At 59.5% G+C, this 12,146-nt stretch carries 14 protein-coding genes; 5 read left to right on the top strand and 9 right to left on the bottom strand.

Annotated features, from left to right (window positions below; all coding sequences use genetic code 11):
* Positions 1–37 precede the first annotated feature (37 nt).
* The 7 genes from ruvB to RE418_RS16865 form a co-directional block, all read right to left on the bottom strand.
* Entirely contained in the window at positions 38–1,042 is a 1,005-nt protein-coding gene (ruvB, locus tag RE418_RS16895) for a Holliday junction branch migration DNA helicase RuvB (RefSeq protein ID WP_049209179.1), read from the bottom strand.
* A 19-nt stretch (positions 1,043–1,061) separates the two neighbouring features.
* On the bottom strand, positions 1,062–1,676 hold the full coding sequence (gene ruvA / locus RE418_RS16890; protein WP_025303126.1) for a Holliday junction branch migration protein RuvA: 615 nt from the start codon (positions 1,674–1,676) through the stop codon (positions 1,062–1,064).
* Between the two features lie 112 nt (positions 1,677–1,788).
* A complete protein-coding gene (gene ruvC / locus RE418_RS16885) occupies positions 1,789–2,310 on the bottom strand; it encodes a crossover junction endodeoxyribonuclease RuvC (protein WP_004932367.1) in 522 nt (173 codons plus the stop codon).
* 57 nt (positions 2,311–2,367) lie between these two features.
* Complete coding sequence (locus RE418_RS16880) at positions 2,368–3,111, bottom strand: YebC/PmpR family DNA-binding transcriptional regulator (protein WP_004932370.1); 744 nt, start codon at positions 3,109–3,111, stop codon at positions 2,368–2,370.
* A gap of 22 nt (positions 3,112–3,133) precedes the next feature.
* The gene (nudB, locus tag RE418_RS16875) at positions 3,134–3,577 is read right to left on the bottom strand and encodes a dihydroneopterin triphosphate diphosphatase (protein WP_399675315.1); all 444 of its coding nucleotides are present in this window, start codon (positions 3,575–3,577) and stop codon (positions 3,134–3,136) included.
* Positions 3,577–5,361 carry an aspartate--tRNA ligase gene (gene aspS, locus RE418_RS16870; RefSeq protein ID WP_025303127.1) on the bottom strand — a complete coding sequence of 595 codons (1,785 nt, stop codon included), beginning with the start codon at positions 5,359–5,361 and terminating at the stop codon, positions 3,577–3,579. The genes nudB and aspS overlap by 1 nt, the downstream gene beginning before the upstream one ends.
* A 74-nt stretch (positions 5,362–5,435) precedes the next feature.
* Complete coding sequence (locus tag RE418_RS16865) at positions 5,436–5,627, bottom strand: FmdB family zinc ribbon protein (protein ID WP_033632845.1); 192 nt, start codon at positions 5,625–5,627, stop codon at positions 5,436–5,438.
* A gap of 254 nt (positions 5,628–5,881) precedes the next feature.
* Between RE418_RS16865 and RE418_RS16860 the strand changes: the two genes are divergently transcribed.
* From RE418_RS16860 to cmoB, 5 genes are all read left to right on the top strand, one after another.
* Positions 5,882–6,460 (top strand): hydrolase, encoded by a 579-nt coding sequence (locus RE418_RS16860; RefSeq protein ID WP_089181680.1) that lies wholly within the window; start codon positions 5,882–5,884, stop codon positions 6,458–6,460.
* A gap of 53 nt (positions 6,461–6,513) precedes the next feature.
* On the top strand, positions 6,514–7,329 hold the full coding sequence (locus tag RE418_RS16855; RefSeq protein ID WP_089181681.1) for a DUF72 domain-containing protein: 816 nt from the start codon (positions 6,514–6,516) through the stop codon (positions 7,327–7,329).
* A gap of 102 nt (positions 7,330–7,431) precedes the next feature.
* Complete coding sequence (locus tag RE418_RS16850; protein ID WP_004932387.1) at positions 7,432–7,827, top strand: MAPEG family protein; 396 nt, start codon at positions 7,432–7,434, stop codon at positions 7,825–7,827.
* A 102-nt stretch (positions 7,828–7,929) separates the two neighbouring features.
* Positions 7,930–8,673, top strand: coding sequence for a carboxy-S-adenosyl-L-methionine synthase CmoA (cmoA, locus tag RE418_RS16845; protein WP_089180997.1), 744 nt, complete (start codon positions 7,930–7,932; stop codon positions 8,671–8,673).
* Positions 8,670–9,641: a tRNA 5-methoxyuridine(34)/uridine 5-oxyacetic acid(34) synthase CmoB gene (gene cmoB, locus RE418_RS16840; RefSeq protein WP_025303131.1), complete on the top strand. Its 972-nt coding sequence runs from the start codon at positions 8,670–8,672 to the stop codon at positions 9,639–9,641. The genes cmoA and cmoB overlap by 4 nt, the downstream gene beginning before the upstream one ends.
* Before the next feature lie 36 nt (positions 9,642–9,677).
* Here the strand turns inward: cmoB and RE418_RS16835 are convergent, their stop codons facing one another.
* On the bottom strand, positions 9,678–11,510 hold the full coding sequence (locus RE418_RS16835) for an FKBP-type peptidyl-prolyl cis-trans isomerase N-terminal domain-containing protein (RefSeq protein WP_399675312.1): 1,833 nt from the start codon (positions 11,508–11,510) through the stop codon (positions 9,678–9,680).
* The gene (locus RE418_RS16830; RefSeq protein WP_025303133.1) at positions 11,507–11,911 is read right to left on the bottom strand and encodes a hypothetical protein; all 405 of its coding nucleotides are present in this window, start codon (positions 11,909–11,911) and stop codon (positions 11,507–11,509) included. Before RE418_RS16830 ends, RE418_RS16835 begins: the two co-directional genes overlap by 4 nt.
* Positions 11,912–12,146: the final 235 nt, after the last annotated feature.

Below are 12,146 nucleotides of genomic sequence, written 5' to 3'. Positions count from 1 at the left end.
CGCATCTGCGGCCCTTTCTTATTGGCGGATTAAAAATTTACTCTTCGCGTTCGAGGCCGAAATGCCGGTAGGCATGCTGCGTCGCCAAACGGCCGCGCGGCGTGCGCTGGATAAAGCCCTGCTGGATCAGGAACGGTTCGATCACATCTTCGATGGTTTCACGCTCTTCGCCGATCGCCGCCGCCAGGTTGTCCAACCCGACCGGGCCGCCGGTAAACTTGTCGATAATCGCCAGCAGCAGCTTGCGATCCATATAGTCGAAGCCTTCGGCATCGACGTTGAGCATATCGAGTGCCTGCGCCGCCACTGCGCCGCTGATCACGCCGTTGGCGCGCACTTCGGCGAAGTCACGCACCCGGCGCAGCAGGCGGTTGGCGATACGCGGCGTACCGCGCGCGCGGCGGGCCACCTCATGGGCGCCCTCGTCGGACAGCTCCAACCCCAGGCACCCGGCGCTGCGTGAGACGATATGCTGCAGATCCGCCACCTGATAAAACTCCAGCCGCTGGACAATGCCGAAGCGATCGCGCAGCGGCGAGGTCAGCGAACCGGCGCGGGTGGTTGCACCCACCAAGGTAAACGGCGGCAGATCGAGCTTAATCGAACGCGCCGCCGGCCCTTCGCCGATCATGATATCCAGCTGATAGTCTTCCATCGCCGGATACAGCACCTCTTCCACCACCGGTGACAAACGGTGGATTTCGTCGATGAATAACACGTCGTGCGGTTCGAGGTTGGTCAGCATCGCCGCCAGATCGCCCGCCTTCTCCAGCACCGGGCCGGAAGTGGTGCGCAGATTCACGCCCATTTCGTTGGCCACGATGTTGGCCAGGGTGGTTTTCCCCAGCCCCGGCGGGCCAAAGATCAGCAGGTGGTCGAGCGCGTCGCCGCGCTGCTTGGCCGCCTGGATGAAGATCTCCATCTGCTCGCGTACGTGCGGCTGACCCACGTATTCAGTCAACAGCTTGGGACGAATGGCGCGATCGAGGACTTCTTCCTCGTTGATCGGTTCGGCGGAGATCAGGCGATCGGCTTCAATCATTATCTACCTCTTAGCGGCCTTACAAAGCAGCGCGCAACGCGTCGCGGATCAGCGTCTCGCAGTCGGCGCCCGGTTTGGCAATTTTGCTGACCATGCGACTCGCTTCCTGTGGCTTGTAGCCCAGCGCCACCAGCGCCGAAACGGCTTCGGCTTCCGCGTCCGCTTCCGGCGCGTTGTCGGCGGCGGACGGCAGGCTGATCTCGCTGCTGCTGTTGAACAGGTCGCCGTTAAGCCCTTTGAAGCGGTCTTTCATCTCTACCACCAGGCGCTCGGCGGTTTTTTTGCCCACGCCCGGCAGCTTGACCAGTGCGGTGATCTCTTCACGCTCCACCGCGCTGACGAACTGCTGCGCGGACATGCCTGACAGGATCGCCAGCGCCAGCTTCGGCCCGACGCCATTGACCTTGATCAGCTCGCGGAACAGCGCACGCTCCTGCTTGTCGTTGAAACCGTACAGCAGCTGCGCGTCTTCACGCACCACGAAGTGGGTAAACACGATGGCCTCTTGCCCCAGTTCAGGCAGCTCGTAAAAGCAGGTCATCGGCATGTGTACCTCGTAGCCCACGCCGTTCGCCTCCAGTAACACCAGCGGCGGCTGCTTTTCCAGAATATTTCCTCTGAGACGACCTATCATTTACCCTCCTGCAGAATGACCGGGCATGGCGCCCTGCCATGCCGTTGCTGGTAAAGCTTATAACATAAAAAAGGCTGGATGAATATCCAGCCTGAGCAATCATCGCTTTGCGTCAGCGCAAACGCCCGCGCGCCAGGTTCAACCGCCCTTCGCTCATCCGCAGCACGTTCTGGCTGAGGTGGCAGTGGGTGATGGCGATAGCCAGAGCATCGGCGGCGTCCGCCTGCGGGTTGGCCGAGAGTTTGAGCAGCGAGCGCACCATGTGCTGTACCTGCGCCTTTTCGGCCGCACCGGTGCCGACCACGGTCTGTTTGACCTGCCGCGCCGCATACTCGAACACTTCCAGATTCTGATTCACCGCCGCCACGATCGCGACGCCGCGTGCCTGGCCGAGCTTGAGCGCCGAATCCGGATTCTTAGCCATAAACACCTGTTCGATGGCGAAGAAGTCGGGCTGAAACTGGGTGATGATCTCACTGACGCCGGCGTAAATCAGCTTCAGCCGCGTCGGCATGTCGTCCACCACCGTGCGGATGCAGCCGCTGGCGATATAGCTCAACTGACGCCCCTGCTGGCGGATAAGGCCATAGCCGGTGACGCGTGAACCGGGATCGATACCGAGTATGATCGCCATATCTACATCCACCTTGCTTGCACGGCGCCGCCGAACGGCGGCGCCCGTTTTACCGGATTACAGCGTCGCCGCCACTTCGTCGGAGATTTCACCGTTATGGTAAACTTCCTGCACGTCGTCGCAGTCTTCCAGCATATCGATCAGACGCAACAGCTTAGGCGCGGTCTCCGCGTCCATGTCGGCCTTGGTCGATGGGATCATCGACACTTCCGCCGCTTCGGCCTCGAAGCCCGCCGCGGTCAGCGCGTCTTTCACCGCGCCCAGGCTTTCCCAGGCGGTGAACACGTCGATGGCGCCATCGTCATAGGTCACGATGTCTTCCGCACCGGCTTCCAGCGCCGCTTCCATCACGCTGTCTTCATCCAGGCCCGGTGCGTAAGTGATCACGCCCTTCTTAGTGAACAGATAAGCTACGGAACCGTCGGTGCCGAGGTTGCCGCCACACTTGGTGAAAGCGTGACGCACTTCCGCCACGGTGCGGTTGCGGTTGTCACTCAGGCATTCGATCATGACGGCGGTGCCGCCAGGGCCGTAACCTTCATAGATGATGGTTTCCATATTGGTATCATCATCGCCGCCCACGCCGCGCGCGATCGCACGGTTCATGGTGTCGCGCGTCATGTTGTTCGACAGCGCCTTGTCCATCGCCGCGCGCAGACGCGGGTTGGAATCCGGATCGCCGCCGCCCAGCTTCGCGGCAGTGACCAGCTCACGAATAATCTTGGTGAAAATTTTACCGCGCTTGGCGTCCTGCGCCGCTTTACGGTGCTTTGTGTTGGCCCACTTACTATGACCTGCCATAAAAAATCTCCGAAAAAAACTACTAGACTGAATTGATCACGAACTCTTCAATCGCCTGCTGATTGCTCCATGACTTGGTCAACTTCACGGCTTCGGCCGCCTCAAGCCATTGGTAAGCGTGGTGCTCGGTAATCACCGGATCGCGCTCCTCGGGCAACGCCAGACAGAACCAGTGCTCTTTATTGCGCGTGGTTCCCGGCGCATAGCGATGTCGCAAATGGACAAAGAGTTCAAACTCCACGCAGCGTTGGCAATCGAACAACGGCAGGTGCTCTGCTTCGATATCGATGCCGACTTCTTCCATGACTTCACGCCGCGCGGCATGCGGCGGTGACTCATCCTGTTCCAGGCTGCCGGTGACCGACTGCCAGAACTCGGTATCGTCGCGCCGCTGTAACATCAGCACCCGACCACTGGATTTCGCGTAAATCACTACCAGGATAGATTCAGGGCGCTTATAACTCATCACTCGCTCTCTTGTTCCGCACCGGCTTTCTTTACCACGCTGATCGCCAGCTCCTGCAGCGACGCCGGGTTGGCGAAGCTCGGTGCGTCGGTCATCAGACAGGCCGCCGCGGTGGTTTTCGGGAAGGCGATCACGTCGCGGATGTTATCGGTGCCGGTCAGCAGCATCACCAGACGATCCAGGCCGAAGGCCAGGCCGGCGTGCGGCGGCGTACCATACTTCAGCGCGTCCAGCAGGAAGCCGAACTTCTCGCGCTGTTCATGTTCGTTAATGCCCAGAATGCTGAATACCGTCTGCTGCATTTCGCTGCGGTGAATACGCACCGAACCGCCGCCCACTTCGTAACCGTTGATCACCATGTCATAGGCGTTGGCGATAGCGTTGACCGGCGCTGCCGCCAGCTCTTCCGGGCTCATGTCGCGCGGCGAGGTGAACGGGTGGTGCATCGCCGCCAGGCCGCCCTCTTCGTCTTCTTCGAACATCGGGAAGTCGACCACCCACAGCGGCGCCCAGCTGTCGAGTTGGGTCAGCCCCAGATCGCGACCCAGCTTCAGGCGCAGCGCGCCCATCGCGTCGGTGACAATCTTGAAACTGTCTGCGCCGAAGAACAGGATGTCGCCGGTCTGCGCGTTGGTGCGCGCCAGGACAGCTTCCAGCACTTCCGCGCTGAGGAATTTGGCGATCGGGCTCTGCACGCCTTCCATGCCGGCGGCGCGGTCGTTGACCTTCAGCCAGGCCAGGCCTTTCGCGCCGTAGATGTTGACGAAAGCGCCGTACTCGTCGATCTGCTTGCGTGTCAGCTGTGCGCCGCCCGGTACGCGGATTGCCGCCACGCGGCCTTTGGCGTCGTTAGCCGGGCCGGAGAACACTTTAAACTCGACGTCTTTGACCAGGTCGGCCACGTCCACCAGCTCCAGCGGGTTACGCAGGTCCGGCTTGTCGGAGCCAAAGCGACGCATCGCTTCGGCGAAGGTCATGACCGGGAAATCGCCCAGATCCACGCCCTTCACATCCAGCCACAGCTCGCGCGCCAGTTTCTCCATCACTTCACGCACCTGATCGGCGGTCATGAAGGAGGTTTCGACGTCGATCTGGGTGAATTCAGGCTGACGGTCCGCACGCAGGTCTTCGTCACGGAAGCATTTGACGATCTGATAGTAACGATCGAAGCCGGACATCATCAGCAGCTGTTTGAACAGCTGCGGAGACTGCGGCAGCGCGTAGAATTTGCCCTTGTGCACGCGGCTTGGCACCAGGTAATCGCGGGCGCCTTCCGGCGTCGCCTTGGTCAGCATCGGCGTTTCGATATCGAGGAAGCCATGGCTGTCCATGAAGCGGCGTACGAAGCTGGTGATTTTGGCGCGGGTCTTCAGACGCTCAGCCATTTCCGGGCGGCGCAGATCCAGGTAGCGGTATTTCAGGCGCGCTTCTTCACTGTTGACCTGGTTGGAGTCCAGCGGCAGCGGCTCGGAGCGGTTGATGATCTCCAGCGCGTGGGCGAACACTTCCACTTCGCCGGTGGCCATATCTTTATTGATCTGGCTGTCCGGACGCGCACGCACGGTGCCGACGATCTGGATGCAGAACTCATTGCGCAGGTCGTAGGCCTTGTCGAACGCCACTTTCTCGTCCGGATCGAAGAACACCTGCACGATGCCTTCGCGGTCGCGCATATCAATAAAGATCAGGCCGCCGAGATCGCGACGACGATTGACCCAACCACACAGAGTGACTTCCTGGCCCACGTGGGACAGATTCAACTGTCCGCAATATTCAGTACGCATACGCTATCCTTTTACACAGCCGATGCCGCGCCGGGCTACTGCGCCCCTGTCGCGCGGCTGTTATCTGATAAATTCTACTTGTTACCCGGTTTAAAATCCGTCGCATACCAGCCGGTACCCTTAAGCTGGAAACCGGAGGATGAAATCAACTTGGTCAACGCGGGCTGCCCACACGCCGGGCAGTCTGCCAGCGGCGCATCGGAAAATTTTTGCAATTTCTCTAACCGATGGTTGCAAGCACCACATGCATATTCATAAATCGGCATAGGTCGTTGGATTAAAGAGTGTTGAAAAAAGGGAGTCATTATAAAGGAAATTCATCCGCCCGATAAGTGCGAACACAGCATTGTTACCGCACTAAATGGCGCGTTTTTGTTCGAATCAACACATCGGTTAACAAATTTCCCATTAACCTGCGACAGTTTTTTCACGTAGCCTGATTCTCCCCCGGTTTTGCGCCGTGCGCTGCTCGCCTGGCGCGCCGAACAGTTTTTATTCACTTCGCAACGAGATGAAATCCATGCTGAAACTTGACGCCCAAACCACCGCTCTGGTGCTGATCGATTTGCAAAACGGCATTCTGCCCTACGCCGGTGGCCCGCACAGCGCCGACCAAGTGGTCGCGAACGCCGCTTTGCTGGCCGCGCGTTTTCGTCTGCTGGGCTCGCCGGTGCTGCTGGTGCGCGTCGGCTGGTCCGACACTTTCGCCGAGGCGCTGAAACAGCCTGTGGACAAGCCGGCTCCCGCGCCCGCCGGCGGCTTGCCGGCCAATTGGTGGGAATTCCCCGCGCCGCTGGCGGTCAGCGACAGCGATATTCTGGTCACCAAGCGCCAATGGGGCGCCTTCTACGGCACCGATCTGGATTTGCAGCTGCGCCGCCGCGGCATCAAGTCTGTGGTGCTGGGCGGTATTTCCACCAATATCGGCGTGGAATCCACCGCCCGCGCCGCCTGGGAACACGGCTATGAGCTGGTGATCGCCGAGGACGTCTGCAGCGCACAGAACGCGGAAATGCACCGTTTCGCGTTCGAACACATCTTCCCGCGGTTGGCGCGAGTGCGCGACACCGGCGAAATTCTTGCCGCGCTCGACCGGTAACGTTAAGTTGTAGCCTGATAAGCCAAGGATAAGTAAAGGAAGACGACGCCGTGATCTACATCGGACTGCCCCAGTGGCAACATTCAGCCTGGAATCGTATCGGGCTGCGTGACTTGGCGGATTACAGCCGCTACTTCAACTGCGTGGAAGGCAACACCACCTTCTACGCGCTGCCGAAGCTGGACATCGTGCAACGCTGGCGCGACATGACCGGCGACGATTTTCGCTTCTGCTTCAAATTCCCGTCGGACATCAGCCACAAGGCGGCCCTGCGCAACTGCGCCGCCGAGCTGCAGGCGTTTTACCACTGCCTGACCCCGGTGCATCAACGCATCGGCCAATTGTGGCTGCAGTTGCCCGCCGCCTTCGGCCCCGACGAGCTGCCGCGCATGTGGCAGTTTTTCGAAAGTCTGCCGAAGGAATTCACCTACGGCGTTGAAGTGCGTCATCCGGCGTTTTTCGCCAAAGGCGAGGCAGAGCGTGCGCTGAATCAGGGGTTGCACCAACGCGGCATCAATCGGGTGATCCTCGACAGCCGCCCGGTGCATCACGCCGCCCCCAACACCGCCGCCGTACGCGATGCCCAGCAGAAAAAGCCGAAGCTGCCGGTGCATGCCCTGGTCACCGCCGACCAACCGCTGGTGCGCTTTATCGGCGGCGACCAGCTGGCCGATAACCTGCGCTGGTTCGAAGCCTGGCAGCAAAAGCTGCCGCTGTGGCAGCAACAGCACCAGCCTTATCTGTTTATTCATACGCCGGACAACGGCGATTCGCCCCAGCAGGCGCAAAAAATTTGGCAGCAGCTGCGCCTGACAATCCCCGATTTGCCTGCGCCGCCGGACTGGCCGGAACAGGATGCACTGTTTTGACCTATTAATCTGACCAATAACATCAAATATTTCCCCGCGACAGTAAATACAATGACGGCTATGATGCTGGCTGCCAGTTTTGGTTAGGGAACGGAGTTAAAAATGGTAAGCGCGCTTTATGTGGTGCTCGGCGCATTGTTGTTGATCAAACTCTCTTATGACGTAGTCAGATTAAGGATGCAGTACCGCGTAGCCTACGGCGACGGCGGTTTTTACGAGTTGCAGACCGCCATCCGCGTGCATGGAAACGCCGTTGAATACATTCCTATCGCTGCCGTATTGCTGGTGATTATGGAAATGAACGGCGCGGAAATCTGGATGATTCACCTCTGCGGCCTGATGCTGATGGCCGGGCGGCTGGTGCATTACTACGGTTTGCGTAACCGCGAGGTTCGCTGGCGCCGTTCAGGCATGGCCGCAACCTATATCTCTTTGTTGTTGATGGTTCTGGCAAATATCTTCTATCTGCCCTGGGATCTGATTTTCAGCCTGCATTGATCCCGTTTTATCATCAGGCGGCCGCGCCGCCTGCTTCCGCTCCGCTTTTTTGCGCTTTTCTGTTAGACTACGCAGCTTCGAATTCTGAACTGATTTGCCGCTATGCCAAACCGCGATACCCTTTTCTCCGCCCCCATCGCCAAATTGGGCGACTGGACCTTCGACGAACGCGTTGCCGAAGTGTTCCCCGACATGATCCAACGCTCCGTTCCCGGCTATTCCAACATCATCTCGATGATCGGCATGCTGGCCGAACGCTTTGTGCAACCCGACAGCCGGGTGTATGACCTGGGCTGCTCGCTGGGCGCGGCGACGCTGTCGATGCGGCGGAATATCAAGGTGCCCGGCTGCACTATCATCGCCGTCGACAATTCGCCGGCGATGGTGGAACGTTGCCGCCGCCATATCGACGCCTTCCGCGCCGACACGCCGGTCGACGTCATCGAAGCCGACATTCGCGACATCGACATCGAAAACGCCTCGATGGTGGTGCTGAACTTTACGCTGCAGTTCCTCGAGCCGGCCGATCGCCTGCGTCTGCTGGAGAAAATCTATCGCGGCCTGCGCCCAGGCGGCGCACTGGTGCTGTCGGAGAAATTCAGCTTTGAAGACGCCGAAGTCGGCGAACTGCTGTTCAACATGCATCACGATTTCAAACGCGCTAACGGGTACAGCGAGCTGGAGATCAGCCAAAAACGCAGCATGCTGGAAAATGTGATGCTCACCGACTCGGTAGAAGCGCACAAAGCGCGACTGCAACAGGCCGGGTTCGAGCATGCCGAAGTGTGGTTCCAGTGCTTCAACTTCGGTTCGCTGATCGCCCTGAAAGCGGGAGAGGCACAATGATCGAGTTCGGTGATTTCTATCAGCATATTGCCAAGAGTCCCCTCAGCCATTGGTTGGATACCCTGCCCGCGCAGCTCAGCGCCTGGCAACGCGAATCGCTGCACGGCAAATTCAAACAGTGGTTCAACTCGGTAGAACATTTGCCGACGCTGACCCCAACCCGCCTCGATCTGCTGCACGGCGTGCGCGCCGAAATGGAGCCCGGCCTGTCGCCGGGCCAGCTCGAAGGCATCGAGAAAATGCTGCGCACCCTGATGCCGTGGCGTAAAGGGCCGTTCTCGCTGTATGGCATCGATATCGATACCGAATGGCATTCCGACTGGAAGTGGGATCGCGTGCTGCCGCACATTTCTCCGCTGGCCGGCCGCACCATTCTCGACGTTGGCTGCGGCAGTGGTTATCACCTGTGGCGCATGATCGGCGCCGGTGCCCACTTCGCCGTAGGCATCGATCCCATGCAGCTGTTCCTATGCCAGTTCGAAGCGGTGCGCAAGCTGTTGGGCGGCGATCAGCGCGCCCACCTGCTGCCGCTCGGCATCGAGCAGTTGCCAGATTTGGCGGCGTTCGACACCGTGTTCTCGATGGGGGTGCTGTATCACCGCCGCTCGCCGCTTGATCATCTGTATCAGCTGAAAAATCAGCTGGTGGCTGAAGGTGAACTGGTGCTGGAAACGTTGGTGGTGGAAGGCGATCGCCACCAGGTGCTGGTGCCGGGCGATCGTTATGCGCAGATGCGCAACGTGTATTTCATCCCTTCCGCCGAAGCGCTGAAATGCTGGCTGGAGAAGTGTGGCTTCGTCGACGTGAAGATCGCCGATATGTGCGTCACTAGCCTCGAGGAGCAGCGCCGCACCGACTGGATGACCAGCGAGTCGCTGGCCGAATTCCTCGATCCGAACGATCGCAGCAAAACGGTCGAAGGCTATCCGGCGCCCCTGCGCGCCGTACTGACCGCCAAAAAACCCTAGTACTCGCTAATCGGGCCGGCCTGCGCCGGCCCGAATTCACCCGTTACTGACATCGACAATTCGCAGCTCATAGACCATCGTCGCGTTCGGCGGGATCTGCGGCGCATAGCCGGTTTCACCGTACGCCAACGCCGGCGGCACCACCATCGTCAGCGAGCCGTGATTTTTCAGGTGGCCGATCGCCTCGCGGAACAACGGCGGATAGGCGGAGAGCGGCTGGGACATCACCTTCCCACTGCGATCCATATCCTGAATCACGCGACCGTCGGTTAAACTTTCTTTCACCACGATGTCCACCCGCGCGTTTTCCTTAATGGCCTCATCACCCGCATAATCGATGCGATACCAGAAACCGGCAGGCGACTTCTGCGTACCCTTCTTCTTTTTAAACTCGGCGACGAACGCCTCACCCTTGCTGGTCTGCGTCTTCGCCGCCTGGTTTCTGGCGTCATTTACCGCTTTTTCCGACTCCGCCAGTGCGCTGGTCAACTGCGCATCGCTCAACTGGTAATGGCCGCTGAAGGTATCGATCACGCCCGCCAGCAGCACGGTTTTGTCGGGCGTGATACCCCAATTTTTACGTTCCGCCAGCATCGTTTGAATATCGCGCCCCAAAGCGACACCGGCGGCGTAGCTCTGTTGCTCCGGCTTTTTCTTGAGCGTCTGACTCTCCGGCAGCCATTTAGCCCGCGATCTCAGCCCATCCAGTTCCTCGCGCAAGGCTTGCTGTGCCTGTTGCGCGGCCGCCAGCTCCGTCGCCGTTTTATCCGCCTGTTGCGCCGCTTTATTCCGTAGCTGCACTGTCTGCGCGTTTTCCGTCGTCAGCGCCGCCAGACGCTGTTCCAGCGCCTTAGCCTGCTCGGTTTGCGTTTTGTTTTTTCCCTGCAGCGTTGCCAGCTGCTGTTGAAGTTCACCCGCAGCCTTGGCGGCTTCCGCCTTTTGCTGCGCCAGCGCCGTCTTCAGGCTTTTTTCTTGCCGCTCGGCCTGTTGGCGTACGATATCCCTCTCTTTTTGCACCTGCGCCAGCTGCTGCTGAAGTTCACCCGCAGCCTTGGCGGTTTCGGCCTTTTGCTGCGCCAGCGCCGTCTTCAGGCTTTGCTCTTGCTGCCCCCCCTGCTGCCGTTGACTCTCCTGCTCTTTTTGCAGTTTCGCCAGCTGCTGCTGCAGTTCGCCCGTCAGCCTGGCAGCCTCGGCCTTCTGCTGTTCCAGCTCAGCGGCGGCCGCTTTTTTATCCTGCTCATAACGTTGGCGCGCTTTATCGTGGGCGGTCTGCACCGCGGCCAATTTCTCCTGCCAGGCGTTATCCGCCTGGCCAGGCAGCACCGCCAGCCGTTGTTCCAGCAAGGCAATACGCCGATCGCGCTCCGCGGTTTGTTGCTTTTGCCGCGCTAACGCCGCTTGCGTTTCGGCGATCTGCGCCTTAGCCTTACGCTCCTGCGGCGTCAGGTTCAGCGCCTGCCGCACGCCGCTGGCGAAGTTGCTCAACGCGCTCAGATCGGGCGCCGGTGACGGTTTGTCGGCAGCCGTCAGGGTGGACGCGACGCGCAACGCGGTCAGCTCCTGCTGCAGTGATTGAATTACCGCTTGCTGTTGCTCCAATCGGGCCTCTTTCTCGCGCAGCGCCTTTTGCCACTGCGCCAGCTGCTTCTTATGCGCCGCCGTCTCACGCGTTTGAATCGGCCGGGATGCTGACTTTTGTGGGGCCTGGGATTGAGTGACTGCGGTATCCGCTGCCGGTGCATCTTGCCGCTGATAGCGCTCGGCAAACTGCAATAACGCCGGCACGTCGTCATCCGCAGCGACCACCGCCGGCGCAAACGCCAACGCTATCATCAGGCTCAGTAGCGCCTTTCTCGCACGGAGAGTCATTGGGCGCGTTCTCCGCGCTCAGCCAGGCCGGTCATCATGGCAGAACTGATGTCTGCGCACAGACGGCTGGTGCGATAACGATACAGGGCGTCAACGGTTTCCTGCGTGCCCGTGTTGACCCGCTGGCGTACCCCGGCATACTGCGCCGCGCCGCCCATCAAAGTATCGAACTCGCGTTTGAATTTTTGGTATTTTTCGTTATCCATACCGCGCATGGCATCCAGTTCGCGCTGGCACTGCTGCATGCGCTCAGCTTCACGCTGCCGTTTGTCTTGCTCGGCAACTTCTTCCGCGCTGGGCGGCTTACTTAATGTAGAAACAGGCCGCTTGGCGGTCTGGCAGCCGGTCAGGGCCAACGTCAGCAAAAGTGCAGCGGTCAAACAGTGTGCCGTTCGGGTCATTATCGTTATCTCCTTGTAAAGTCCGCCGTCGGCGTGTTCTGTGGCTGCGCCGACGGCTCTCCTCAATTGATGCTGTGATGTTCCGGCCATAAAACCGGCGGTGAGCAGGTATAAAATGCAGACGCGATAATGAGCGGCAGAGCGCAAAACATTCACCACGCAAATAAATACCAAAAAATCATTTAATATCATGATATTTAAAGGATTTTAACTCACAAATTTATCAGCAGGGCAT

The sequence above is a fragment of the Serratia sp. szju genome, from assembly GCF_044594185.1.
Lineage (GTDB): Bacteria > Pseudomonadota > Gammaproteobacteria > Enterobacterales > Enterobacteriaceae > Serratia > Serratia bockelmannii.
Note: the sequence above shows the minus strand (reverse complement) of the source record. Positions and strands in the feature narration are given on the sequence as shown.

Coding starts and splice junctions, on each gene's coding strand:
- RE418_RS16880 (WP_004932370.1), bottom strand. CDS start 3,111: ATGGCAGGTCATAGTAAGTGGGCCAACACAAAGCACCGTAAAGCGGCG.
- ruvC (WP_004932367.1), bottom strand. CDS start 2,310: ATGGCGATCATACTCGGTATCGATCCCGGTTCACGCGTCACCGGCTAT.
- RE418_RS16860 (WP_089181680.1), top strand. CDS start 5,882: ATGCTGAAACTTGACGCCCAAACCACCGCTCTGGTGCTGATCGATTTG.
- RE418_RS16850 (WP_004932387.1), top strand. CDS start 7,432: ATGGTAAGCGCGCTTTATGTGGTGCTCGGCGCATTGTTGTTGATCAAA.
- aspS (WP_025303127.1), bottom strand. CDS start 5,361: ATGCGTACTGAATATTGCGGACAGTTGAATCTGTCCCACGTGGGCCAG.
- ruvB (WP_049209179.1), bottom strand. CDS start 1,042: ATGATTGAAGCCGATCGCCTGATCTCCGCCGAACCGATCAACGAGGAA.
- cmoA (WP_089180997.1), top strand. CDS start 7,930: ATGCCAAACCGCGATACCCTTTTCTCCGCCCCCATCGCCAAATTGGGC.
- ruvA (WP_025303126.1), bottom strand. CDS start 1,676: ATGATAGGTCGTCTCAGAGGAAATATTCTGGAAAAGCAGCCGCCGCTG.
- RE418_RS16835 (WP_399675312.1), bottom strand. CDS start 11,510: ATGACTCTCCGTGCGAGAAAGGCGCTACTGAGCCTGATGATAGCGTTG.
- RE418_RS16865 (WP_033632845.1), bottom strand. CDS start 5,627: ATGCCGATTTATGAATATGCATGTGGTGCTTGCAACCATCGGTTAGAG.
- cmoB (WP_025303131.1), top strand. CDS start 8,670: ATGATCGAGTTCGGTGATTTCTATCAGCATATTGCCAAGAGTCCCCTC.
- RE418_RS16830 (WP_025303133.1), bottom strand. CDS start 11,911: ATGACCCGAACGGCACACTGTTTGACCGCTGCACTTTTGCTGACGTTG.
- nudB (WP_399675315.1), bottom strand. CDS start 3,577: ATGAGTTATAAGCGCCCTGAATCTATCCTGGTAGTGATTTACGCGAAA.